Annotated in this window: 25 protein-coding genes; 16 read left to right on the plus strand and 9 right to left on the minus strand. The window is 53.8% G+C overall.

The annotated features are described in order from the left end of the window. Window positions 1-22: 22 nt before the first annotated feature. From FHI25_RS02250 to FHI25_RS02265, 4 genes are all read left to right on the plus strand, one after another. On the plus strand, window positions 23-907 hold the full coding sequence (locus FHI25_RS02250) for a LysR substrate-binding domain-containing protein (RefSeq protein WP_210514663.1): 885 nt from the start codon (window positions 23-25) through the stop codon (window positions 905-907). A gap of 96 nt (window positions 908-1,003) precedes the next feature. Beyond that, window positions 1,004-1,957, plus strand: coding sequence for an agmatinase (gene speB / locus FHI25_RS02255; protein ID WP_210514666.1), 954 nt, complete (start codon window positions 1,004-1,006; stop codon window positions 1,955-1,957). Window positions 1,958-2,065: 108 nt separating this feature from the next. Next, window positions 2,066-2,317, plus strand: coding sequence for an antitoxin (locus FHI25_RS02260; RefSeq protein WP_210514668.1), 252 nt, complete (start codon window positions 2,066-2,068; stop codon window positions 2,315-2,317). Continuing rightward, on the plus strand, window positions 2,314-2,622 hold the full coding sequence (locus FHI25_RS02265; protein WP_210514671.1) for a type II toxin-antitoxin system RelE/ParE family toxin: 309 nt from the start codon (window positions 2,314-2,316) through the stop codon (window positions 2,620-2,622). The genes FHI25_RS02260 and FHI25_RS02265 overlap by 4 nt, the downstream gene beginning before the upstream one ends. Window positions 2,623-2,686: 64 nt before the next feature. On the opposite strand, the gene hemF is transcribed toward FHI25_RS02265, so the two are convergent. Beyond that, window positions 2,687-3,565 (minus strand): oxygen-dependent coproporphyrinogen oxidase, encoded by an 879-nt coding sequence (gene hemF / locus FHI25_RS02270; protein ID WP_246878861.1) that lies wholly within the window; start codon window positions 3,563-3,565, stop codon window positions 2,687-2,689. A gap of 50 nt (window positions 3,566-3,615) precedes the next feature. Next, window positions 3,616-4,095, minus strand: coding sequence for a tRNA (cytidine(34)-2'-O)-methyltransferase (locus tag FHI25_RS02275; RefSeq protein ID WP_210514677.1), 480 nt, complete (start codon window positions 4,093-4,095; stop codon window positions 3,616-3,618). A 392-nt stretch (window positions 4,096-4,487) separates the two neighbouring features. On the opposite strand from FHI25_RS02275, the gene petA reads away from it, so the two are divergent. The 5 genes from petA to FHI25_RS02300 all read left to right on the plus strand — a co-directional run bounded on the left by petA (window position 4,488) and on the right by FHI25_RS02300 (window position 9,473). Continuing rightward, entirely contained in the window at window positions 4,488-5,039 is a 552-nt protein-coding gene (petA, locus tag FHI25_RS02280) for a ubiquinol-cytochrome c reductase iron-sulfur subunit (RefSeq protein ID WP_210514680.1), read from the plus strand. 11 nt (window positions 5,040-5,050) lie between these two features. Then, window positions 5,051-6,319 (plus strand): cytochrome b N-terminal domain-containing protein, encoded by a 1,269-nt coding sequence (locus tag FHI25_RS02285; RefSeq protein WP_063088700.1) that lies wholly within the window; start codon window positions 5,051-5,053, stop codon window positions 6,317-6,319. Continuing rightward, the gene (locus tag FHI25_RS02290; RefSeq protein ID WP_210514682.1) at window positions 6,312-7,088 is read left to right on the plus strand and encodes a cytochrome c1; all 777 of its coding nucleotides are present in this window, start codon (window positions 6,312-6,314) and stop codon (window positions 7,086-7,088) included. The genes FHI25_RS02285 and FHI25_RS02290 overlap by 8 nt, the downstream gene beginning before the upstream one ends. 227 nt (window positions 7,089-7,315) lie before the next feature. Beyond that, on the plus strand, window positions 7,316-8,686 hold the full coding sequence (locus FHI25_RS02295) for a DNA cytosine methyltransferase (RefSeq protein WP_210514684.1): 1,371 nt from the start codon (window positions 7,316-7,318) through the stop codon (window positions 8,684-8,686). After that, the gene (locus FHI25_RS02300) at window positions 8,679-9,473 is read left to right on the plus strand and encodes a hypothetical protein (RefSeq protein ID WP_210514687.1); all 795 of its coding nucleotides are present in this window, start codon (window positions 8,679-8,681) and stop codon (window positions 9,471-9,473) included. The genes FHI25_RS02295 and FHI25_RS02300 overlap by 8 nt, the downstream gene beginning before the upstream one ends. Before the next feature lie 97 nt (window positions 9,474-9,570). Here the strand turns inward: FHI25_RS02300 and FHI25_RS02305 are convergent, their stop codons facing one another. The 3 genes from FHI25_RS02305 to FHI25_RS02315 form a co-directional block, all read right to left on the minus strand. After that, window positions 9,571-10,410 carry a transporter substrate-binding domain-containing protein gene (locus FHI25_RS02305; RefSeq protein WP_210514689.1) on the minus strand — a complete coding sequence of 280 codons (840 nt, stop codon included), beginning with the start codon at window positions 10,408-10,410 and terminating at the stop codon, window positions 9,571-9,573. Between the two features lie 76 nt (window positions 10,411-10,486). Then, a complete protein-coding gene (locus FHI25_RS02310) occupies window positions 10,487-11,317 on the minus strand; it encodes a class I SAM-dependent methyltransferase (RefSeq protein ID WP_210514692.1) in 831 nt (276 codons plus the stop codon). Window positions 11,318-11,436: 119 nt separating this feature from the next. Further along, window positions 11,437-12,171 carry a glutathione S-transferase C-terminal domain-containing protein gene (locus FHI25_RS02315; RefSeq protein ID WP_210514694.1) on the minus strand — a complete coding sequence of 245 codons (735 nt, stop codon included), beginning with the start codon at window positions 12,169-12,171 and terminating at the stop codon, window positions 11,437-11,439. Window positions 12,172-12,301: 130 nt separating this feature from the next. Here FHI25_RS02315 and FHI25_RS02320 point away from each other — a divergent pair, with 130 nt between their 5' ends. After that, window positions 12,302-13,222: a LysR substrate-binding domain-containing protein gene (locus FHI25_RS02320; protein WP_210514697.1), complete on the plus strand. Its 921-nt coding sequence runs from the start codon at window positions 12,302-12,304 to the stop codon at window positions 13,220-13,222. 165 nt (window positions 13,223-13,387) lie between these two features. Further along, a complete protein-coding gene (gene gloB, locus FHI25_RS02325; RefSeq protein WP_210514703.1) occupies window positions 13,388-14,158 on the plus strand; it encodes a hydroxyacylglutathione hydrolase in 771 nt (256 codons plus the stop codon). 12 nt (window positions 14,159-14,170) lie between these two features. Here gloB and FHI25_RS02330 read toward each other — a convergent pair whose 3' ends face one another. After that, complete coding sequence (locus FHI25_RS02330; RefSeq protein WP_210514710.1) at window positions 14,171-15,418, minus strand: ROK family transcriptional regulator; 1,248 nt, start codon at window positions 15,416-15,418, stop codon at window positions 14,171-14,173. A gap of 226 nt (window positions 15,419-15,644) precedes the next feature. On the opposite strand from FHI25_RS02330, the gene FHI25_RS02335 reads away from it, so the two are divergent. From FHI25_RS02335 to FHI25_RS02350, 4 genes are all read left to right on the plus strand, one after another. Beyond that, window positions 15,645-16,673, plus strand: a complete 1,029-nt coding sequence (locus tag FHI25_RS02335; protein ID WP_210514716.1) for a sugar ABC transporter substrate-binding protein — start codon at window positions 15,645-15,647, stop codon at window positions 16,671-16,673. A 181-nt stretch (window positions 16,674-16,854) separates the two neighbouring features. Then, window positions 16,855-17,937 (plus strand): ABC transporter permease, encoded by a 1,083-nt coding sequence (locus FHI25_RS02340; RefSeq protein ID WP_210514720.1) that lies wholly within the window; start codon window positions 16,855-16,857, stop codon window positions 17,935-17,937. Then, on the plus strand, window positions 17,934-18,728 hold the full coding sequence (locus FHI25_RS02345) for an ATP-binding cassette domain-containing protein (RefSeq protein WP_064787394.1): 795 nt from the start codon (window positions 17,934-17,936) through the stop codon (window positions 18,726-18,728). The genes FHI25_RS02340 and FHI25_RS02345 overlap by 4 nt, the downstream gene beginning before the upstream one ends. Window positions 18,729-18,762: 34 nt before the next feature. Beyond that, window positions 18,763-19,395: a nucleoside triphosphate hydrolase gene (locus tag FHI25_RS02350; RefSeq protein ID WP_210514726.1), complete on the plus strand. Its 633-nt coding sequence runs from the start codon at window positions 18,763-18,765 to the stop codon at window positions 19,393-19,395. Here FHI25_RS02350 and FHI25_RS02355 read toward each other — a convergent pair. Further along, a complete protein-coding gene (locus FHI25_RS02355; protein ID WP_210514730.1) occupies window positions 19,379-20,263 on the minus strand; it encodes a LysR family transcriptional regulator in 885 nt (294 codons plus the stop codon). The two genes, FHI25_RS02350 and FHI25_RS02355, sit on opposite strands and share 17 nt — an antisense overlap. Before the next feature lie 115 nt (window positions 20,264-20,378). On the opposite strand from FHI25_RS02355, the gene FHI25_RS02360 reads away from it, so the two are divergent. Continuing rightward, a complete protein-coding gene (locus FHI25_RS02360) occupies window positions 20,379-20,972 on the plus strand; it encodes a cysteine hydrolase family protein (protein WP_210514735.1) in 594 nt (197 codons plus the stop codon). An 85-nt stretch (window positions 20,973-21,057) separates the two neighbouring features. On the opposite strand, the gene FHI25_RS02365 is transcribed toward FHI25_RS02360, so the two are convergent. Continuing rightward, window positions 21,058-22,017 carry a GDP-L-fucose synthase gene (locus tag FHI25_RS02365; protein WP_210514738.1) on the minus strand — a complete coding sequence of 320 codons (960 nt, stop codon included), beginning with the start codon at window positions 22,015-22,017 and terminating at the stop codon, window positions 21,058-21,060. 3 nt (window positions 22,018-22,020) lie between these two features. Next, window positions 22,021-23,142 (minus strand): GDP-mannose 4,6-dehydratase, encoded by a 1,122-nt coding sequence (gene gmd, locus FHI25_RS02370; RefSeq protein WP_210514741.1) that lies wholly within the window; start codon window positions 23,140-23,142, stop codon window positions 22,021-22,023. Window positions 23,143-23,147: the final 5 nt, after the last annotated feature.

Genomic DNA, 23,147 nt, shown 5'->3' on the forward strand with positions numbered 1-23,147 from the left:
ACTTCCATAAAGAATTTTTATAATGCAAAGACCCCTCGACATTGGCTGGCTGAGAATTTTTGAGGCGGTCGGGCGGCTTGGCAGCCTGACGCGGGCCGCCAATGAGCTGGGCTTGAGCCAGCCGGCGGTGACCTATCAGATCAAGCGGGTCGAGGATCAGCTGGGTGTGTCGCTGCTGCATCGATCCCAAGGTGGCAGTCGATTGACCGATGCGGGTGAAATCCTGTTTGAGGCGGTGAAAACCAGTGTCGAGAGCATCGACAAAGCGGCACGTGATACGCGACGCACCACGCAGGATCATGCGGTGCGGATCTTTACCGATTTCGGCTTTGCCGCCTTTTGGTTGATGCCACGCGTAACCGATTTCCGCCGCCTGCATCCCGAGGCCGAAGTCCATATCATCGCATCCCAGGGCCTTGATGATGCGATGGCACGCGAAACCGATGCCGCCATGCTGTTCGGGGCGGCAGACGATTTCCCCGATAGCGCACAGCTTCTGATCCCGGAACGGGTGGTGCCGGTTTGTACACCGGGCTTTCTTGAACGCTATGGTCCGTTTGACGATCCGGCCAAGTTTGCCCGCGCCCCGCTTTTGCATCTCGAAGTCGCTGGCAAGTCACGCTGGCTGACGTGGGAAAGCTGGCTTGCCGATCACGGGATTACCCGCAAACCGGCCCAGGGCGATCTTGGGCTGAATACCTATGGCTTTGTCATTCAGGCGGCTCTTGCCGAACAGGGGGTGGCACTTGGCTGGCGCGGACTGGTTGATCATCACCTTGAACAGGGAAGCCTTGTTGCGGTTGGCCGCGAAGTGGCGCGTGCCGATCGCGGATACTGGGTGGTGCCCGGCACCTCGGTCAGTAATACCACCACCACGCTGCTTGATTGGTTGATCAACGAGACCTGATTGCCGCCAAGCCCCTGAATTGTTTTACTGTAACAGGGGCCGCATGTCCCCTAGAGTGGCGGTTTGCGCAACACCACTTTCGACAGGGGGGTTTTCATGCCTGAGCATGGCTATAACAGCGGGCGGTTGAACCTGCCCTTTGTGGGAATTTCAACTTTTTCCAAAAGCCCCTATGTCGAAAACTGGGATGCGATTGATGCCGATGTGGCGATCCTTGGCGCGCCGTTTGATTTCGGCACCCAGTGGCGGTCCGGTGCACGGTTTGGGCCGCGCGGCATTCGCGAGGCATCGACATTGTTCGCCTTTGGTCATGCCGGGGCCTATGACCATGAAGATGACGTGACCTATCTTGAAGGGGTCCGGATGGTCGATATTGGCGATGCCGATATCATTCATACTGACACGATCAACAGCCACGCCAACATCGAGTTTGGCGTGCGCAAGATTTTGGCCACCGGGGCCCTGCCCGTGGTTCTGGGCGGCGATCATTCGATCAACATTCCTTGCATCAATGCCTTTTCCGATCAGGAACCGGTGCATGTGGTGCAGTTTGACGCCCATCTCGATTTCGTTGATGAACGCCACGGGGTGCGCAATGGCCATGGCAACCCGATGCGCCGGGCCATTGAAAAGCCATGGGTGTCAGGCATGACCCAACTTGGCATTCGCAATGTGTCCTCCACCGCCAAGGAGGGCTATGACTATGCCCGCGCGCAGGGATCAGACATCCTGTCCGTGCGCCAAGTCCGCAAGCTTGGTGTCGAGGCTGTTCTGGAACGTATTCCGGCCGGAAAGCGGTATTACCTGACGATTGATATTGACGGCTTTGATCCGTCGATTGCGCCGGGTACGGGCACGCCCAGCCATGGCGGGTTCCTGTATTATGACGTACTGGAAATCATCGCTGGCCTTGCCAAGCGGGGCGATATCGTTGGCATTGATCTGGTCGAAGTGGCCCCTGATTATGATCAGACCGGATCGACCAGCATTCTGGCCGCGCAGATTTTGCTCAATACCATCGGGCGGATTTTTGCCGCGCGTAGCAAATAATGGCAGACACCGATGGAAAAACGTCCGCTTGATGAACAGGGTCAGGCCATAGCAACAAACCCACATATGTGGTAATGTGGGTTTGTACATTTGGTTGGAGATCGCCCCATGAGCCGCCTGACAATCGACATAACAGACCAGCAGCACAAAAGCCTGAAGGCGACGGCCGCCTTGCAGGGCAAGACCATCAAGCAATACGCGCTCGAACGGTTATTCCCGGACGATGCCAATGCCGACAAGGCATGGATGGAGCTGAAAACCTTACTCGAAAACCGCATCGAAGATGGGGTTGCGGGGAACGTTTCGTCCAAAAGTATCTCTGAAATTCTTGAGGAAGAACTGAGCGAGAAGCCTGCGTGACGGGGTATGTCCTTAGCGCAGAGGCAGAAGCCGATCTGCGCGGGATCATTCGATATACCAACAAGGAGTGGGGCCCAGCACAAGTGCGGCGCTATGTCGCCACGCTGGAAAAGGGCATTGATGATCTTGTCGCCGGGCGTGGTTCATTCCATGACATGAGCGAACTTTTTCCAGATCTTCGGATGGTGCGCTGCGCGCAACATTACGTCTTTTGTCTACCACGCGAAAATGCGCCCGCACTGGTCGTGGCGATTTTCCATGAGCGCATGGACCTTATGACGCGATTGGCTGACAGAATTCGATAGCGCGAACCGGGAAAGCAGTACGAGGTTCCCGCTTTCGCGTGCATCCATTAAGAACCATACATCTTTACGGCCAGTTGGCTTCGGGCGGGAGGGACATCAGGATGGCTTCGGTGTTGCCGCCGGTCATCAGACCAAAGCGCGTGCCACGGTCATGGAGCAGGTTGAACTCGACATAGCGGCCGCGCTTGATCAGTTGGGCGCGGCGTTCGTCATCGGTCCAGGTTTTGTTGTAGTGGCGTTTGACCAGTTCGGGATAGATATCGCGGAAAGCCCGCCCGACATCCTGGGTGAAGGCGAAATCGGCATCCCAGTTGGCATCGAGATAATCATAGAAAATCCCGCCAACCCCGCGTGGCTCGTTACGGTGGGGCAGCCAGAAATATTCATCGCACCACTTTTTGAATCGGTCGTAATAGTCATTACCATGGGCATCGCAGGCAGATTTAAGCGCACCATGGAAATCGGCGGTGTCTTTTTCCTGCGGGAAGACCGGGGTCAGATCGGCACCACCGCCAAACCATGCCTTGGTGGTCACGATGTGGCGCGTGTTCATGTGCACGGCCGGCACATGAGGCGAGCATGGATGGGCGACCAGTGAAATGCCCGCCGCCCAGAAGTTGGGGTTTTCATCGGCACCGGGGATTTCCTTGCGGAATTTTTCGGAAAATTCGCCGTGCACGACCGAGATATTGACCCCGACCTTTTCAAACACCCGGCCCTTCATGACCGACATTTCGCCGCCGCCTTCATTTTCGCCGCGTTCCCAAGTGGTGCGCTCGAACCGCCCCGGTGCACGGTCGGAAAGCGGTCCTTCGTAGCTGTCTTCAAGCGCCTCGTAACTGGCGCAAATGTCATCACGCAATTGGCGGAACCAGTCCTGGGCGATCTGTTTGCGTTTGGCAATTACGGCATCGTCGACCTTATGGTCGGTGCTCGTTTTCATTGCCTGTTTTGCAGCAATTTTTGCGTCCGTCATTGCGTTACTCACCTGGTTCATTCACTCGGTCGGCTTGCAGGAAAGCCATCGGTCTGTCGGAGCGCCTCGCCCAATGTCATTGCGGTTGCCATGGCGACATTGAGCGAGCGCATTTGCGGCTTCATGGGAATGACGACGCGGGCATCGACATAGTCATGGACGCTGTCAGGTACCCCTTTGCTTTCGGAACCCAGCATCAGGATATCATCAGCGCGAAATTCAAAATCGCAATAGGGTTCGGCCCCCTTGGTCGTCAGCAACACCAGACGCCCAGGCACCGTTCTATCCTGGCGGGCTTCGACAAAGGCGCGCCAGTCGGCATGGCGTATATAATCGGCCTTTTCGAGATAATCCATCCCGGCGCGCTTGAGCGCACCGGACGTCAGAAGAAATCCGCACGGTTCGATGATATCGACCGGCAGGCCAAAACAGGCCGCCATGCGCAGAATGGTGCCGGTGTTTTGCGGGATGTCGGGTTCGAATAAACAAATTCTCATGGCTTCTTTTAGAATCGTTGGTGAACAAATGTCGAATCAGTTCATCAGCGACATATAATTACCCGTTAACGTCGCTATTAGACTTTTTTGGAATATGAAGAACTAAAGCCACAAACCCTTGGCGCACAAAGGGCGGGATACCCGCAATTACGCTATGTTTTACCGAATTGTGCAGCGCAAAACCCAATGATCTTGTTGAATGCAAACAATTTGCAACTCCAAGTTCTCCTTAACAAACCGAATTTTTGTTAGTATACGGACCGTCAAACAGGCCTAAGGGCTTTGAGCGGCAAGATTGTTTGATTTTCATCAATGGAATGTAAACATGAATGCCCTAAGTCTTGGTTTGGCATTCCGCATGCCTGTTTTGGGGGCAGAAAGAGGGATTAATTATGTCGCAAACGGTGCATTCCTCCGGCGAACACCAGCCGGACGAGAACCGCAGGGATTTCCTGACCTTGGCGACCACAGCAGTTGGCGCCGTTGGCGTTGGTTGCGCGTTGTTGCCGTTCGTGGACAGCATGAACCCGTCCAAGGACGTTCTCGCACTTGCCTCGGTTGAGGTTAATCTGGCCAACATCCCGGTTGGTCAGGCAATTAAGGTCATGTGGCGAGGCAAACCTGTCTTCATCCGCCATCGTACCGAACGCGAAATCAATGAGGCCGAAGACGTCGCATTGAACGAACTCGTCGATCCGCAGACCGACGATGCGCGTGTCGAAAAGAAAGAGTGGCTGATTGTCGTCGGCGTCTGCACCCATCTGGGCTGCATTCCGATGGGCACTGCCACAGGCGAAACCCGTGGTGATTATGATGGCTGGTACTGCCCATGCCATGGCTCGCACTATGATACGTCGGGCCGTATCCGCCGCGGCCCCGCGCCGTTGAACCTTGTCGTTCCGGAATATGAATTCCTGACCGACACGTCGGTCCGGATCGGGTAAGGAGCAGGTTTATGAGCGCACCTCAGTGGAACAACAAAGTGGTCAAGTGGGTTGACGACCGTCTTCCGGTCATCTCCATGTTGCACCACTCTGCATACGAATATCCGACCCCGAAAAACCTGTCCTATATGTGGAACTTTGGTTCCCTGGCCGGTTTTGTTCTGGTGACGATGATCCTCACCGGTATTTTCCTGGTGATGAACTACACCCCCCATACCGATATGGCCTTTGAGTCGGTCGAGCGCATCATGCGTGATGTGAACTATGGCTGGCTGATCCGCTATATCCATATGAACGGCGCTTCGATGTTCTTCATCGTTGTGTTCATTCACATTTTCCGTGGCCTGTATTACGGGTCATACAAAGCACCGCGCGAGATGCTGTGGTGGATCGGTATCCTGATCCTGCTTGCGATGATGGCAACCGCGTTCATGGGCTATGTCCTGCCGTGGGGCCAGATGTCCTTCTGGGGTGCAACGGTTATTACCAACCTGTTCTCTGCCTTCCCGATCATCGGTGATCCGCTGGTGACCTGGCTTTGGGGTGGTTTCTCGGTTGATAACCCGACGCTGAACCGGTTCTTCTCGCTGCACTATCTGATGCCGTTCGTCATTCTGGGCCTTGTTGTCCTGCATGTCTGGGCACTGCATACCGTGCGCTCGAACAACCCGACCGGTGTTGAGATCAAGACCCCGGCTGATGCCATTCCGTTCCATCCGTACTACACGATCAAGGATCTGTACGGCATGGGCGTGTTCCTGATCTTCTTCTCGGTGTTTGTGTTCTTTGCACCTGACTTCCTGGGCCACCCGGATAACTACATCCCGGCGAACCCGCTGGTCACACCGCCGCACATCGTGCCGGAATGGTACTTCCTGCCGTTCTATGCGATTCTGCGGTCGATCGACTTCACCATCTTTGGCATCCCGGCAAAACTGCTTGGCGTGCTGGCGATGTTTGCCTCGATCGTGATCCTGTTCGTTATTCCGTGGCTTGATACCTCCAAGGTGCGCAGCTCGAAATTCCGTCCGGTTTACAAATGGTTCTTCTGGCTGTTTGTGATCGACACCTTCATCCTCGGCTATTGCGGGGCGAAGGCACCGGATGACTACTTCCTGGGTATTCCGGGTCTGAAAGTCATCGTGATGGGTCAGCTTTCGACGCTGTATTACTTCGCACACTTCCTTGTGGTCATGCCGTTGGTTGGAAAAATGGAACGAACCAAGCCGCTTCCTGCAAGCATCAGCGAATCTGTTTTGAAGGAGGGTGCAAATGCGTAAGTTCGCACTGACCGCAATTGCTGCCGCCTTCGCGGTAACCGCATTCACTGGTGGTGCAGCCAAGGCTGCCGGCGATCAGCCGGTGCCCGAGGCACAGGACTGGAGCTGGCAGGGTCTGTTTGGCACTTATGACCGTGCCCAGTTGCAGCGTGGCTTCCAGGTCTACAAGAACATCTGTGCCGGCTGTCACAGCCTGCGCTTCATTGCCTTCCGTAACCTTGAAGGCATTGGGTTCAACGAAGACCAGATCAAGGCGATTGCGGCCGAGTATGACATCGAAGACGGTCCGAATGACGATGGTGACATGTTCACCCGTCCGGGTCTTGCTTCGGATTACTTCCCGTCTCCGTTCCCCAACGAAAAGGCGGCTGCGGCTGCCAATGGCGGCGCGATTCCGCCGGATCTTTCGTTGATGACCAAAGCCCGTGTGGGTGGCCCGGACTATGTGTTCGGCCTTCTGACCGGCTATGAGGAAGAAGCACCAGAGGGCTTCGACCTTGCGGATGGAAAGTATTACAACCACTACTTCCCGGGCCATCAGATCTCCATGGCACCGCCGCTTTATGATGAAGCGGTCGAGTACACGGATGGCACCCCGATGACCCTGGAACAGCATGCACGTGATGTGACCGCCTTCCTGAACTGGACGGCACAGCCGGAGCTTGAAGCCCGCAAGGCGCTTGGCATGAAAGTGATCCTGTTCCTGCTGGTTCTGACGGCAATGCTGTATGCGGTCAAACGCAAGATCTGGCGCGACGTCGAACACTAAGACGTCCTGATCTGCCCGATATTGAAACAGGCCACCGACATTCGGTGGCCTGTTTTTTTTGTATCACCGCCTAAAGCCCCGTCTGTTACCTACCTGAGATATTTACTGTTGAATTAAAAAACACGCCCTGCTTGGAGTAGAGGCCTTTGATTTTATGTTCATGATTTGTTCATATTGCTGTATAGTAACGTAAAACGGCACTATGGAACATTCGGGCCATATGACGTATGAACAAATCCATTGGCGAAACACGAAGGAAAACAGCAGTGCGACCGATTGGGATAGATTTATTCGCGGGTGCAGGTGGACTGAGCCTAGGGTTTGAGCAGGCCGGATTTGACATTGCCGCTGCAGTTGAGATTGATCCTGTTCATTGCGCAATTCACAAATTTAACTTCCCGCAAACGGCAATAATCCCAAAGTCAGTTACCGGACTTACTGGAACAGAAATTCGTGAAGTTGCGGGAATAGGAAATCGTGAAATCGATTGTGTTTTTGGAGGCCCCCCATGTCAGGGCTTCTCTATGATTGGGCAGCGCACAATTGATGATCCAAGAAATAGTTTGGTCAAAGAATTTGTTCGGATCGTTTCTGAACTGGATGCAAAGACCTTCGTTTTCGAGAACGTAAAAGGCCTTACTGTCGGCAAACATAAAAAGTTTCTTTCCGAGCTGGTGGAAGAATTTAAAACAGTCGGTTATGAAGTCCGCCTAAAGTGGAAAGTTTTAAATGCTGCTAATTATGGAGTCCCTCAAAGCAGGGAACGCCTGATCTTGTTGGGAGCAAAAAAGAATGTTCCCTTGCCCGAATATCCGTCTGAGATTTCAAATAATCCATCAGCAAAACAAAAAATCCCCTATTTGCCTGATGGACCAACTTGCGCTGAAGCTCTTGGCGACCTTCCAAACGCAGACCTGTTCCCAACCCTGATCGACAACGACGCGGTGATTGGTGCACTCCTTGACGAACCATCCGTATATGCATCAGAATTACGCTGCCTTACAAACGACGCTTGGCATTTCGGCTATGCTCGTAACTGGAATCCTCGAATACTGACATCCAGTGCACGTACTTCCCATACTGATATTTCAAAAAGACGGTTCTCAGAGACAGCTCCAGGGAGCGTTGAACCAATCAGTCGCTTTTTCCGACTTGCCCCGCAAGGGGTATCGAACACGTTGCGCGCCGGTACGGATGGATCTCGAGGGGCTTTCACGAGCCCACGACCAATTCACTATAAGTATCCGAGATGCATAACTGTAAGAGAAATGGCAAGGCTACATGGTTTTCCTGATTGGTTCAGGTTGCATGCTACAAAATGGCACGGCGCCCGCCAGATTGGTAATTCTGTTCCACCGCCCATGGCCCGTGCAATAGCAAGCTCTGTGTTGAGAGCTTTGAATATCACTCCGTCTAGGCCTGAGAAGACACTTAAATTGGGCGATGAAAGCTTGCTGAAGTTAGAAATGTCGAAAGCAGCTGAGTTATTCGGTGTAGAAGCCCCCAATAACCGCAGAGATCGTAAAAGTGGTGCGAAAAAACGCAAACAGATAGATATTGAAGAAGAACGTATTTTAGGGTTGGCTGTGAATGGTTAATTACAAAAGCACCAACAGATACGAAGCGCTTATCGAGAAAATATTTTTTGATCACTGGACCGACAAAGTTGACGAATTCGAGTTTAACCGAGAAGAGCTTGAAACAGCAGCCCCTGCTTTAGGCTTTAAGTCCGTAAAAAATATCGGTGATGTGCCATACTCCTTTCGGTATCGAAAGGCATTGCCGGAGAACATCCTTGCAACACAACCCAAAGGCTTGGAATGGGTTATCATCGGTGCAGGACGAGCTAAATATCGCTTCAAACTAGTAAAGGCGACGCGCGTTATCCCTCGTGACGATCTTGTCCAAATCGGGATCCCCGATGCAACCCCTGAAATCATTCGCTCTTATGCTCTGGATGATGAACAGGCATTGTTGGCTATCGTAAGATACAACAGGCTTATTGATATCTTCTTGGGCCTTACCACTTACAGCCTGCAAAACCATTTACGAACAACCGTAAAAGACATTGGGCAGATCGAAATTGACGAGTTGTATATTGGGATGGACAAAACAGGTTGTCACTACGTGATCCCTGTTCAGGCGAAGGCGGGAAAAGATCAAATCGGCATCGTCCAGACGCAACAAGACATCATTTTCGCAACTCAGAAATTCCCCGGAATGAGATGTCGTGCAGTTTCGGCCCAATTTATGGCTGGAGGCGTAATTGCTCTTTTTGAACTAAAAGTACAAAATGACGAAATTCGGATCGCTCAAGAACGCCATTACAAGCTCGTACCCTCAAGCGAAATGGATCGCTCAGCCATAATTCAGTATCAAGATTGAGTATTCTAAGCACACCAACAGCTTGACAAGTTTACTGTGGAAAAGGTGAAAGCCTTACAGCGATCACCGTGCGCGATGCGGCTCAAGCAAGTTGCACTTAATATGCGAAATAGGACACGACCAGCCGCTCGATCTCGCCGCTTGCGAGCATGTCACTGAGCACTCGATCAAGGGCGCCGGCAAACTGGTCGCGATAGGGCCACTTGCCCTCCGGGTCCGGGCCATAGGCAACATAGCCAAATTCGTGCCCGATGATCGCGGCTTCGTCAAACAGGCGGGCGATTGCCTTGTCGACGGCAAGTTCGCGCATCCCGGCCAGAATGGCCATGCGTTCATTGACATAACAATCGACACGACCGGCCATCAGGAAACGCAGGTTGCTGGCGGTGGTGTTGGCTTCTTCAAGGCTAATCTCGCCCGCCTCGACCATGTCAAAGAATGCCGGTCCGGCCAGACGATATCCGGCATTATTGGCAAAACGCGCGCCTTTGAAATCATCCGGGAAGCGCTTCAGATCATTGCTTTGCACGTAATCCTTGCTGCAGATTGCCACGACGGTTTCGCGCAATATCGGGATGGAATAGCGATCGATCCAGTCGCGATCCCCGCGCGCGTAAGGCGGAAAGAACCCCATGATCTTGCCATCCTTGAGCAGCTCCATCCCGCGGCGAAACGGCACATTGACAATATCAAGCTGATAACCCGGCAGGCGATCAAACGCAGCCTGCAGGATGCGGACATAAATGCCTTCGGGCGTGGCCCCATCGAGAAACGCATAGGGTGCGTTGCTGTCTTCGGCGTAAAGCGTGATGGTGCGGGGCATATTGCTGTTTTGCACCGGCTCTGCGACGGCGTGCAATGGCAGAAACAGCGCGCCGCCAAACAGCGCGCGTCCGGTAAACCTGACTGTGTTTCGCAAAACAGATTTCAATGACATGATGTTATTATGCAGACAACCATGGCGTGCCTGTCAATTATCATCATGTAACAAAACATGCTGTGATTTTGAAGACTTACTGGTCTGAAGTTGAGGCCTGAGCAGGTTTGTCTTCGTCCGATGGGTTGTTTTGACGCTCATCGGTCTGGTCGTGCGACACACGGTGCTGTTGATTGCCATCGGCCGGACGCAGTGGCGGGACCGTCACCGGGATATGGACCAGACGGCGTTTGCGTTGTGGCGTGCCGGAGCTGGCGTAAAGCTGCTTACCGGCTTCGACAATCGAGACACCGGCAAAGGCCTTGAACAGGCGCGAGCCGATATTTTCAAACATTTGCGACCAGCGCAGCAAAAGCCGGATATTGGTCGGCGGCATGAAAAGTGCGCGGCTGTGCTGGATCGGCAGGAACATGTTTTCGCGCAGCAGGTTTTGCAGCTGTGAGACGCTATGGGGATGGCCATAGCCAAAGGGCGTTTTTTCCGACCATGACCAGAGCGAGCTTCGGTTCGGTGTCACCACGACAATCCGGCCATTGGGGGTGAGCACGCGCCAGCATTCGCGCATCAGGCGACGCATCGAGTCCGTATGTTCAACCAGATGCACGACCAAAATGCGATCCACCGAACTGTCAGGTAGCGGCAACATGGTTTCTTCGGTTAGCGCCACACGGTTGTCTTCGCCTGCTGGCCAATGAACGCAGCCCTGCTGGGCTGGCATGAAGGCCATGACACGCTCCGCCTCGCCAATAAACGGGCGCAAGTATGGCGTTGCATAGCCAAAGCCCAGCACCCGCATGCCGCGGACATCCGACCACATGACGCGCAAACGCCTGCGGATCAGACGCCGTGCGGCTTGTCCGATACTGCTGGCATAAAAACGGTGAAGATCAACGACATCCTGACGCATGGCTGGACTTTAGCACCCTATCGCCCCCGGCGGAAACAGCTTTGAAACGCAGGCCTTCAGAGAAGGTCAGAAAGTTTGCGCGTTGCGTGATGTCGAAAGTAAATGAAATTGGTCCTACATCAATTGACTTTTTTGTTGTCATCGCCAGGGTCCAAACGGGAACGAAGTGCGTCCAGAGTTATATGCCCCTTGAAGGCGCCACTGCCCACCGGTTCTTCGCCTTTCTCTATGGCCGTTGCGAAAATAGCCGCCGGATCATTGGCCAGTTTTTGTAGATAACGGGCAAGATGCGGATACTCCTGCTCCAGATCAAACAATTGATGGTATTGCATCCAACGCCCAATACCAGAGAGATAGGCATCCGCGATACTGCGTTGTCCCCCACCCAACAACCATTCCCGGTCGGCAAGCAGTTCATTCAAATAGGTACAGCCCTTGACGACAGCTTTTTGCCCGATGGTTCTCAACAATGCTTTTTGTGCATCATCCAGATCTTCCATTTCGTAGGCCACCCACAACGGGTTGAATGCCGAGAAAAAGTCGGTATTCAAATAGGCCAACATTTCGTTGAGGCGATCATCCTGCATACTGCCGCCCGCTGCCCCCAAGTTAGCTGACGCGTTACGGGCCGCGAGATGTTTCAGAATAGCCATACTCTCTGTCAGAGTGTCTCCTGATTCGAGCAACAGCGCAGGCGTCTGAAATTGTGGGTTTATTTTGGCATAGAGCGGGTTCCACGGATGCTCCATCATTTCCACGCGAGAAAGGCGATAGGGTTTCCCCAACCACTCTAACGCCACGATTGATCCAAATGAGCACCCCGCTGGCACGCCGTAAAAAAGCACGAGTTCCATAATCCATTCCTCGGTTGTGTTTATCAAAATTCGCGTCGACTGCGAGAAATGAAGTATATTTTATGGACGATAGATTGGTAGACTGAGATATGTAGACGTATCGTCCACAAATGGAGACTATAAAATTGAAATGCTGAACCTCAATGATCTGTATGTTTTTGTACATGTTGTGAACCATGGAGGATTTGCCGCTGCCGCGCGTCAGATTGACCTACCCAAGTCGACGCTCAGCAAGCGGGTGGCGGAACTTGAAAGGACCTTGGGTGTCCGTTTAATTCACCGTACTTCGAGAACCTTTGTGCCTACCGAAATCGGGCGAGATTTTTACCGACATGCCGCCGCTATGCTTATTGAAGCTGAAACAGCCGAGAATTTGGTCAAGGGTCGCCTTGCCGAACCCAGCGGCTTGGTACGCATTACGTGTTCAGTGCCGACAGCACAAATTTCGCTGGCAAACCTTCTTCCGACGGTGGCTCAAACTTATCCGAAGGTTCAGCTGGAATTACACACCACTGACCGGCTCGTCGATATCGTACAGGAAGGATTTGATATCGCGGTGCGTGATCACTTCCGGCCGCTACCAGACTCTGATTTGGTACAGAGAACGATTGGGTCCGACCCCGTTTATCTGGTCGCGTCACCAAGCTACCTGGAAGAGTATGGTGTTCCTGCAAATCCAGAAGACATCTCTGATCATAAGGGTTTGCTGATATCTCGTGCGGCCGAAAAATGGATGCTGACAAACGAAAAAGGGGACGTCGTCGAAGTCCAACCAATAAGAAACTTTGTTGCTGATGAATCAACTGTGCTGTTGCGAACCGCCAGTGCCGGATTGGGCATCACCTGTTTGCCGCAAAAAATCTGCCAAAAAGAGCTGGATCGAGGCGAATTGATACGAATACTCCCCGAGTGGAACGCAGGAAAAGTACTTACAACCTTACTGATCCCTCATCGTCGGGGCCAACTACCCTCTGTGCGTGCCGTGTGCAATATGCTCGCCGATCAGGTTAACTTGATGTCACTTCGACCAACTTCGCCATTGCCTTTCTGATGTCTGCTTCTTTGGCGCATTGAGTATCACCCTCGCAATGCGAGTTCATGCCTTGTCCCCACAACACTAAGCAATTGCGCGTTTCTGATCGTTCGATGATTGTTTCAAGACAGTGGTTGCTGCTAGTCTTGGTTCAAATCGGAGTTCATATTTTTGAGGTACGCCATGGCTGCGGGAGAAGTCATCGTCATTCCGTGTCTTTCAGACAATTACACCTATCTTGTGCGCTGCCACCGCAGCGAAGTCACCGCCATCATCGATCCGGGCGAAGCAGGCCCGGTGATTGCCGCCCTTGAGGAGCGTGACTGGAACCTTGATCTGGTGATCAATACCCATCACCACCATGACCATATCGGCGGCAATGCCGAATTGATCGAGAAATACGGTGCCAAATTGCTGGGCCCGACGGCGGAAAAGGCGCGCATCCCCAACATGGATGAAACCTGTGCCGAGGGCGATCAGGTCCTGATCGGGGATCTGGAAGGACGGGTATTTGATGTGCCGGGCCACACCAGCGGGCATATCGCGTTTTATTTCCCGGCGATCACCGCGCTGTTTTCCGGCGACAGCCTGTTTGCGCTGGGCTGCGGGCGTTTGTTTGAAGGCACACCCGAACAGATGTGGCATTCCTTGCAGAAGTTTCGCAATCTGCCGGCCAGCACGCAGGTCTATTGCGGCCATGAATATACCCAGTCCAATGCGAAATTCGCCAAAACGATTGAGCCCAACAATCCGATCCTGACCGCACGCTGTCAGGATATTGACGGGCTGCGTGCGCGCAACCTGCCGACCATTCCATCCCGACTGGACGTGGAGCTTGCCACCAACCCGTTCCTGCGCGCTGATGAGCCGTCGGTTGCCGCGGCACTAGGCATGAGCGGTGAAAGCCCGGTTGCGATCTTTACCGAGATTCGCAAACGCAAAGACAATTTCTAAGCTGATGTTGGATCAGGCCATCTGTTTGAACAAAACGCTCTGATCAAGCAGATAGCGTGAGAACAAGGGCAGACTTGCTGCACCGATGGCGCGTGCGGCACTGCCCACCCGCCCCTGTTCGATGCGGGGGCGTTCGATGCCTTGCAGATCGAGCTCGGAAATCGCGGCGCGGGTTGCGGCAACCACCCGGTCACAGACATCGGCCGGGAATCCGCCATCGACAATCACAGCTTCAAAATCAATCACCGAGCAGACCGAGGTGATGGCAATTGCCAGACTGCGCGCGGTGTGTTCGATCCAGATATCAAGCGTCTTGCCAAGGCCATGCCAGTAATCGGGATCGCGCCACAGCATCGCCGGATCACCGCCTTCGCGGGTCAGCATCTGTTCAAGCACAAAGATCGAGGCCTGATCGATCAACTGGCTGGGATGGCCGCTGCGTGAGGAGACCGGCATGGAGCCAAAGGCGCCGGCATTGCCTGTCCGCCCGGCATAAAGCGCCTGATTAAGCACCACCCCGCCGCCAATAAACGACCCGATAAAGAAGTAGGCGAAATCGGAATAGTTCGGGCCAAGGCCAAAGACGAGCTCCGCCCCGCAGGCGGCAGTCGCGTCATTTTGCTGAAAAACCGGGAACGGCACGATGGCGGCAATGGCGTCGACCAGATCGACCTCGCGCCAGGCATTCATGTCTTCGACCGGTGCGCCGACCTCATCGACCCAGTTCCACAATTCAAACGGGGCAGCGATGCCGACCCCGGCAATGCGATCAATCTGGTTGCGATCAAGACCGGTCAGGATGTCATCAATCGCGCCGCGAACGAACCGGCGAATACCATCGGGGGTGGGATATTTATACGCTTCGCGTTTGGTTGCCCGCACCGATCCGACGAAATCCATCAGGATCAGTTCCGTGCTGCGCCGCCCGATCTTGAGCCCAAAGGAATAAACCCCGTCGGGATTAAGCGCCATCGGCACCTTTGGCTTTCCGACATTGCCGCGCACCGGTGTGCCGCGCATCAAAAGCCCATCCTTTTCAAGCGCGCGCATGATGACGGAAACGGTTTGGGCCGAAAGACCGGAAAGCCTTGCAATTTCGGCCTTTGAAAGGCCGGCATTACGGCGCACGAGCGACAAAACAAGCCGTTCGTTGTAAGCGCGCACACGCAACTGGTTTGCGCCGCCGCCCGGATGCAAGGGACGCGCGTTGCGATCATCCGCCCCGAATTTGTCCGGGTTCGCAGAGATGCTGTCAGTCATTGGTTCCTCCCACTCGGGATCCTTAATGCCCGATTAGGGGTCATGGTGACAGGAATAATTAATAAATCAATCGGATTTATTAATTGACAGGATCGCTGGTTTGGTGTGTCGTAAGGCCATACAGATTGAAGACCCGCGACAAAAAATGTGCGTCACGATCTGTTGGAAAACAGCAAAATCAGGCCCAAATGGCCAAATATTCAGGTTCAGTCCTGGGAGGAAACAAATGAAGAAAGCACTTCTTGGCGCCGCCCTTGGTGCGCTTGCACTGGGTATGACTGCGGCCCCGAACGCCGCCAAAGCCGACGAGATCGGCGCCTGCCTGATCACCAAAACCGACATCAACCCGTTCTTCGTGAAAATGAAGGAAGGGGCAACCGCTGCGTCTGTTGCCAATGGCATTGATTTGTCGACCTATGCCGGCAAGATTGATGGAGACCATGAAACACAGGTTCAGGCCATCGAGTCTTGTATCGCATCGGGTGCCAAGGGCATCCTTCTGACTGCATCGGACACCAAGGCGATTGTGCCGGTTGTCAAAAAGGCCCGCGATGCCGGCCTGATCGTGATTGCACTCGATACGCCGCTTGAACCGATTGATGCGGCCGATGCGACCTTTGCCACCGATAACTTTAAGGCCGGTGAACTGATTGGTCAGTGGGCCGCGGCCAAGCTTGGTGACAAGGCGGCAGACGCCAAGATCGCCCTGCTTGACCTGACGCCGAGTGCGCCGTCGGTTGATGTGCTGCGCGATCAGGGCTTCCTGAAAGGCTTCGGGATCGACATCAAGGACCCCAACAAGATCGGGGACGAGGATGACGACCGGATCGTTGGCCATGACGTGACCAACGGTAACGAAGAAGGTGGCCGTACTGCGATGGAAAACCTGATGCAGCGCGATTCCGACATCAATGTGGTTTACACGATCAACGAACCGGCAGCTGCCGGTGCCTATGAGGCATTGAAGTCGTTTGGCATGGAAGACGGCGTTCTGATCGTGTCGGTCGATGGTGGTTGCCCGGGTGTTCTGAACGTCAAAGACGGTGTTATTGGCGCAACGTCGCAGCAATACCCGCTTGATATGGCCTACAAGGGCATTGAAGCCATCAAGAAATGGGCCGAAACTGGTGAAAAACCGAAAACGACCGAAGGTCTTAACTTCTATGACACGGGTGTGAACCTTGTGACCGACGAGCCGGTTGATGGCGTTCCATCCATCAGCGTCGAAGAAGGTATGAATCGCTGCTGGGGTTAAGCCCGCGCTTATTCTGACCTGCGTCGAAGGAGGGCAGTATTATCCCCTGCCCTCCTTCTCCCAATTTGCTTTACACTTGGTATGGCACCCAAATGAACCAACCGGCCATAAGAGCCGGGAGCGTGTCTGTAAACAGAGCAGCAATGACTGATCCTGTTTTCAACCAGGTCCGGAGGAAACGATGAGCGAGACACCCAAATCGTCGCGCCAGAAACAGGAATTCGAGCACGCGCTTGAGTCCAGCGACCGCAACGTCGCGCAATTCGAACATAAACACCGCAGTTTTTTCGGCAACGTGCAGCATTTTTTGCATGGCAACCCGACCATGGTGCCGGTGATTGTTCTGATATTTTCGATCATCATTTTCGGCTTTGTCGCCGGCAGTAAATTCTTTTCGCCCTTTAACCTGTCGCTGATCATGCAGCAGGTGTCGATCATCGGCATTCTGGCCGCGGCGCAAAGCCTTGTGATCCTGACCGCCGGTATCGATCTTTCGGTCGGTGCGATCATGGTTCTGATGTCGGTCATTATGGGCCAGCTTGCCGTCACCATCGGTATTCCGGCACCGATTGCCATTATCATTGGCTGTATCGGCGGGATCTGTGCCGGGGGGCTGAACGGGTTCCTGGTGACCCGGATCAAATTGCCGCCGTTTATCGTGACACTCGGCACCTGGAATATATTCTTTGCGCTCAACCTTTGGCTTTCGGGCGCGCAGTCGATCCGAAGCCAGACACTTGATGAAATTGCGCCGCTTTTGAAATTCTTTGGCGAAAGCATTGCGCTTGGCGGGGCACGGATCACCTATGGGTCGATCCTGATGCTGGTGATTTTCGGGGTGCTTTGGTACATCCTTAACCACACCAGTTGGGGACGGCATGTCTATGCCATTGGCGATGACAAGGAAGCGGCCGAACTTTCGGGCATTCGTACCAACCGCACCCTGATTACGGTTTATTGCCTGGCCGGGCTTGTTTGCGCGATTGGCGCATGGGCATCGATAGGACGTGTTGGATCGGTTTCGCCACAGAGTTTTCAGGAAGCCAATCTGCAATCGATTACGGCTGTTGTGATCGGGGGGATCTCCCTGTTTGGCGGGCGCGGATCAATCATTGGCCCGTTGATCGGGGCGTTGATTGTCGGCGTGTTTAATTCCGGCCTTCGCCTTGCGGGGGTGGATGTTCTTTGGCAGGTCTTTGCCATCGGCTGGCTGACCATTATTGCTGTCGCCATTGACCAGTGGATCAGAAAGGTGTCGTCATGAGCAACACTTCCCAATCTGTGCAACCTGTTCTGAAAGCACGCGGCATCGTCAAACGATATGGTCGTGTCACCGCCCTTAACTATGCCGATTTTGATCTTTATCCCGGTGAAGTCCTTGCCGTGATTGGCGATAACGGGGCGGGGAAATCATCACTGATCAAGGCACTTTCAGGCGCTGTGACGATTGATGAAGGCAGTATCGAGCTTGATGGCAAGCCGATCCAGTTCACATCACCGATGGAAGCCCGCGAAGCCGGGATTGAAACGGTGTATCAGAACCTTGCACTTTCGCCGGCACTTTCGATTGCTGACAACATGTTCATGGGCCGCGAGCTTCGCAAGAAGGGCATTATGGGCAAGTATTTCGGGGCGCTGGATCATAAGGAAATGCAGCGTCTGGCACGTGAAAAGCTGACTGATCTTGGTCTGATGACCATTCAGAACATCAATCAGGCGGTTGAAACCCTTTCGGGTGGGCAGCGCCAGGGTGTTGCGGTTGCCCGCGCAGCCGCATTCGGATCGCGTGTGGTGATCATGGATGAACCGACCGCCGCCCTGGGCGTTAAGGAAAGCCGTCGCGTGCTCGATCTGATTGCCGATGTGAAGGCGCGCGGCATGCCGATTGTGCTGATTTCACATAACATGCCGCATGTGTTCGAGGTCGCCGATCGCATTCATGTGCATCGCTTGGGCAAACGTCTTTGCACCATCAAACCCGATGATTACAGCATGTCAGACGCGGTTGCCTTCATGACGGGGGCCAAGGAGCCACCGGCAGAAGACGCCGCATAAAACATCGTACCCCGGATATGAGAACCATAATTTCATGACACCTGATCTCGACGCGTTGGCAGACGCCATTCGCGCCAAGCACGCCGACAAGGGCCGCATTCTTGTGGCCATTGTCGGTGCACCAGCCTCGGGCAAGTCAACCTTGTCCGACCGGCTTTATCACCATCTGGGGGGTGATAAAGCCGGGGCTGCTGTGGTGCCGATGGACGGGTATCATTTTGACAATGGCATTCTGGAAGACCGCGGCCTTCTGGAGCGCAAGGGTGCGCCGGAAACCTTTGATGTCGGCGGGCTCAAGCGCACTTTGATGGCCCTGCGTGACACGCCAAACGATGACGTTTACGTGCCATTGTTTGATCGGACACTTGAAATATCGCGGGGTTCGGCGCGGGTGATTACACCAAGCCACGAAATCATTCTGGTCGAGGGCAATTACCTTTTGCTTGATCAAACACCCTGGAACCAACTCCACGGCCTGTTTGATCTGTCGATCTATCTGGATGTGACCGAGGAAAAACTGCGTGCGCGCTTGATGGATCGGTGGCGGTCGTTTGGCTTTGATGATGATGGTGCCCGCGCCAAGGCGGAAAGAAACGACCTGCCCAATGCCATAACCGTTGCACGCCTCAGCAAACTGGCCGACATCGTGGTTACGGCCGGCTTATAAACTCCCCATTGAGGAGAACATCCACAAGCCAGTCCGCAACCGCACGGACCGTTGGCAAGTGGCGTTTGTCCTGATGGGTCAGAAGCCAGACTTCGCGACCAACCGGATGATAGCCATCAAGCAAGGTAAGGCCATCAATCCGCGCGCCCACGCACATCGGCAGGAGCGCACAACACGCATGGCCCGCCATCATTGATGCCATGATCGACCCACGATTGGCGTATCCGATGGTCTTGCGATCCGGGAAATGATCCGACAGCCATTTCTGTTCGGGCTTATCAGCAAAGAATTCATCAAGATCAATCCACGGTAGTTCGGCGGGATCAAGTGCCTCCAGAGGCAGCCCATTGGGATTGCAAAAGACGCCATATTCGAGACAGCCAAGGCGGCGGATATGAAACGCGCCGGTTTCGGGACGGGCAAGTCGGATGGCGATATCGGTTTCGCGTTGTGGCAAACTGAGATTGCGGTTGGCCCCGATCAATTCCAGCGCAATGCCCGGATATTGCCGATGCAAGGACGCCATGTGCGGGGCGACACAATCTTGTAAAATAGCATCCACCCCGGTCAGCCGGACGATGCCGCTAATTTGATTGGTATCCTGATCGGTCTGCGGATCCCCGACCAAAAGGCCAGACACCGTTTCCTGCATCTGTAATGCGGTTTTTAGCAAGGATTGCGCGCGCGTGGTTGGCGCAACGGCTCGGCCATCGCGATGGAGCACACTGTACCCCACCCATTCTTCAAGACGGGCAATACGGCGCGCCACGGTGGTTTGGTTGATACCAAGCTCACGGGCGGCGGCACTCATATTCCCGGCCTGACAGACCAGGGCAAAAGTCCGCAATCCTTCCCAATCAAGGGGCATTTGACGCTCCAGCTTTCTGCATATTTGCAGATATTAGCCGAAATAACGCCGATGGATAATGCAAATTCGCAGATCAATAATGGGGCATCAAAATGACAATCCAAAGGACCCTAATATGAGCGCACAAACCATCTTTGATATCGCCGGTGCTGTTCAGCCGACCGGAACACCCAAGGACGCCGCATTGATTGTGATTGATGCGCAGGAAGAATACCGCGATGGCAAATTGAAGCTGTCAGGGCTTTCGCCGGCCCTTGCCAATATCCAGACGCTGCTTGCCCATTGGCGCGATCAGGGTGGCACCGTGATCCATGTCCAGCACCATGCAGAAGGCCTGTTTGATCCAAGCGGCCCCTATGCCGCGATCATGCCCGAAGTCGCCCCGCGCGATAGTGAAGCGGTCCTGACCAAATCCGTACCGAGCTCTTTTGGTGGCACTGACCTTGAAGCGTTGCTGAAGAAGGGTGGATTTGACCATGTCGTGCTGACGGGTTTCATGACACATCTATGCGTATCGACCACCGCACGTGTCGCCAACGAAAAGGACTATCAGGTCACCGTCGTGTCAGATGCCACGGCAACCCGCGATCTGCCTGACGCCATCACCGGTAAAACCATTCTGGCAGCGGACCTGCATAACAACGAACTGGCAATGCTGGCCGATGCCTTTGCCAAGATTGTCACGACGAAAGAGATCCTTGCGGCATAACTAGCGCTGGCCGATCACTAAAACAAGAAAGCGTCCCGCGATAGTCGAGGGACGCTTTCTTGTGTGTCTAGTATTATCAGTTTAGCTAAGCTTCACGGGTCTCGCCATTGAGGAAATCGTCATAAGCAATCGCGAGACCTGTTTGCAGGTCGACTGACGGCCGCCAACCGGTTGCAAACAGACGTTCGCTATCCATCAATTTGCGCATAGTGCCGTCCGGCTTGGAAGCATCGAAGGCGATCTCGCCGGTGAAGCCGACGGTTTTGGCGATCTCTGTCGCCAGTTCGCGGATGGTCACATCCGAGCCATATCCAACATTGATGTGGCTGCACATTTCATTGGTATTTTCCTTGTAGGTCGCATCATCAAGGCTCATGACGTGAATGCTGGCTCCGGCCATATCATCGACAAACAGGAACTCGCGATAAGGCTTACCACTTCCCCACACCATAACTTCGCTGGCACCTGAAACCTTTGCCTCGTGAAAGCGGCGCAAGAGAGCAGGGATAACGTGACTGTTTTCGGGATGGTAGTTATCGCCCGGACCATAGAGGTTTGTTGGCATCACACTTCGATAATCCCGACCGTACTGACGATTGAAGGACTCGCATAGCTTGATACCAGCGATCTTGGCAATCGCGTATGGTTCATTGGTGCTTTCGAGCACACCGGTCAAAAGCGCGTCTTCACGCATTGGCTGTGCTACTGCACGCGGATAGATGCAGCTTGATCCAAGGAAGAGAAGTTTTTGAACCCCTGAGTTATGGGCCGCACCAATGATGTTTGTTTCGATCAACAGGTTACGATAAATGAAGTCTGCCGGATAAGTGTTGTTGGCATGAATGCCACCAACCTTGGCTGCGGCAAGATACACTTCATCGATCTGTTTACTTGCGAAGAAAGTATTTACCGCACTTTGATTCTCGAAATCCAGTTCATCTCGAGACGCCAGAATAAGTTCGACGTCTGAGCAAGAACTGAGTTGACGCACAATTGCACTACCAACCATACCTCTATGCCCTGCGACGAAAACTTTTCTGGTCATGGCTTACTGCGATGCGTTAATTGCGACTTCAAACCCGTTATCCCGAAGCAAACGATGTTGGCGCGCTTTCTTGAGGTCATGAGTCACCATTTCAGAAATCATTTCTTCCATGGTTATTTCCGGTTCCCAACCAAGTTCATTTTTGGCCTTTGACGGGTCGCCGAGAAGTGTTTCAACTTCGGCAGGTCGGAAATAACGCTCGTCAACGCGCACAATTTCATCACCCACGGCAACATCGGGCGAAATCGACTTGTCGACAGAAGCAACAATACCCTTTTCGTTAACGCCCTCGCCTTCGAAACGGAGGGTGATGCCAAGTTCCTTGGCAGAAAGCTCAACGAAAGTACGAACCGTTACCTGACGCCCCGTCGCGATGACGTAGTCGCGGGCTTCTTCCTGCTGAAGCATCATCCACTGCATACGGACATAGTCCTTTGCATGCCCCCAATCACGTAGCGCATCCATATTGCCGAGATATAAACATGGCTCAAGACCTTGCGAGATGTTGGCCAATGCACGGGTAATTTTGCGGGTCACGAATGTTTCACCACGGCGCGGGCTTTCGTGGTTAAACAAAATGCCGTTACAGGCATACATGCCATAAGCTTCGCGATAGTTCACCGCGATCCAATAGGCATAGAGCTTTGCAACGGCATAAGGGCTACGCGGATGGAATGGTGTGGTTTCCTTTTGCGGAATTTCCTGAACCAAACCATAAAGCTCACTGGTCGAGGCCTGATAAAAGCGGGTCTTCTTTTCTAAACCAAGAAAGCGAATGGCTTCGAGGAGCCGAAGCGTCCCGAGCGCATCAATATCAGCGGTGTATTCGGCGGCCTCAAAACTAACGGCAACGTGGCTCTGCGCACCGAGGTTATAGACCTCATCGGGCTTCACGTCGTTGATGATACGGGTCAGGTTGCTGCTATCGGCCAGATCACCGTAATGGAGCACAAGTTTGCGGTTCTGTTCGTGCGGGTCCTGATAGAGGTGGTCAATACGATCCGTATTCAGAGAACTGCTACGCCGTTTAATCCCGTGGACTTCATATCCCTTTTCCAGCAAAAATTCTGCCAGATAGCTACCATCCTGTCCGGTGATCCCGGTAATGAGCGCCCGTTTAGTCATCCGAA

It is taken from the genome of Thalassospira sp. ER-Se-21-Dark, from assembly GCF_017922435.1.
Taxonomy (GTDB): domain Bacteria; phylum Pseudomonadota; class Alphaproteobacteria; order Rhodospirillales; family Thalassospiraceae; genus Thalassospira.

Coding starts and splice junctions, on each gene's coding strand:
- FHI25_RS02315 (WP_210514694.1), bottom strand. CDS start 12,171: ATGGAACTCGTGCTTTTTTACGGCGTGCCAGCGGGGTGCTCATTTGGA.
- FHI25_RS02305 (WP_210514689.1), bottom strand. CDS start 10,410: ATGTCATTGAAATCTGTTTTGCGAAACACAGTCAGGTTTACCGGACGC.
- FHI25_RS02285 (WP_063088700.1), top strand. CDS start 5,051: ATGAGCGCACCTCAGTGGAACAACAAAGTGGTCAAGTGGGTTGACGAC.
- FHI25_RS02295 (WP_210514684.1), top strand. CDS start 7,316: ATGAACAAATCCATTGGCGAAACACGAAGGAAAACAGCAGTGCGACCG.
- FHI25_RS02250 (WP_210514663.1), top strand. CDS start 23: ATGCAAAGACCCCTCGACATTGGCTGGCTGAGAATTTTTGAGGCGGTC.
- FHI25_RS02320 (WP_210514697.1), top strand. CDS start 12,302: ATGCTGAACCTCAATGATCTGTATGTTTTTGTACATGTTGTGAACCAT.
- FHI25_RS02300 (WP_210514687.1), top strand. CDS start 8,679: ATGGTTAATTACAAAAGCACCAACAGATACGAAGCGCTTATCGAGAAA.
- FHI25_RS02350 (WP_210514726.1), top strand. CDS start 18,763: ATGACACCTGATCTCGACGCGTTGGCAGACGCCATTCGCGCCAAGCAC.
- FHI25_RS02260 (WP_210514668.1), top strand. CDS start 2,066: ATGAGCCGCCTGACAATCGACATAACAGACCAGCAGCACAAAAGCCTG.
- FHI25_RS02345 (WP_064787394.1), top strand. CDS start 17,934: ATGAGCAACACTTCCCAATCTGTGCAACCTGTTCTGAAAGCACGCGGC.
- FHI25_RS02330 (WP_210514710.1), bottom strand. CDS start 15,418: ATGACTGACAGCATCTCTGCGAACCCGGACAAATTCGGGGCGGATGAT.
- hemF (WP_246878861.1), bottom strand. CDS start 3,565: ATGAAAACGAGCACCGACCATAAGGTCGACGATGCCGTAATTGCCAAA.
- FHI25_RS02365 (WP_210514738.1), bottom strand. CDS start 22,017: ATGACCAGAAAAGTTTTCGTCGCAGGGCATAGAGGTATGGTTGGTAGT.
- petA (WP_210514680.1), top strand. CDS start 4,488: ATGTCGCAAACGGTGCATTCCTCCGGCGAACACCAGCCGGACGAGAAC.
- FHI25_RS02275 (WP_210514677.1), bottom strand. CDS start 4,095: ATGAGAATTTGTTTATTCGAACCCGACATCCCGCAAAACACCGGCACC.
- FHI25_RS02360 (WP_210514735.1), top strand. CDS start 20,379: ATGAGCGCACAAACCATCTTTGATATCGCCGGTGCTGTTCAGCCGACC.
- FHI25_RS02355 (WP_210514730.1), bottom strand. CDS start 20,263: ATGCCCCTTGATTGGGAAGGATTGCGGACTTTTGCCCTGGTCTGTCAG.
- FHI25_RS02310 (WP_210514692.1), bottom strand. CDS start 11,317: ATGCGTCAGGATGTCGTTGATCTTCACCGTTTTTATGCCAGCAGTATC.
- FHI25_RS02340 (WP_210514720.1), top strand. CDS start 16,855: ATGAGCGAGACACCCAAATCGTCGCGCCAGAAACAGGAATTCGAGCAC.
- FHI25_RS02290 (WP_210514682.1), top strand. CDS start 6,312: ATGCGTAAGTTCGCACTGACCGCAATTGCTGCCGCCTTCGCGGTAACC.
- FHI25_RS02335 (WP_210514716.1), top strand. CDS start 15,645: ATGAAGAAAGCACTTCTTGGCGCCGCCCTTGGTGCGCTTGCACTGGGT.
- speB (WP_210514666.1), top strand. CDS start 1,004: ATGCCTGAGCATGGCTATAACAGCGGGCGGTTGAACCTGCCCTTTGTG.
- gmd (WP_210514741.1), bottom strand. CDS start 23,142: ATGACTAAACGGGCGCTCATTACCGGGATCACCGGACAGGATGGTAGC.
- gloB (WP_210514703.1), top strand. CDS start 13,388: ATGGCTGCGGGAGAAGTCATCGTCATTCCGTGTCTTTCAGACAATTAC.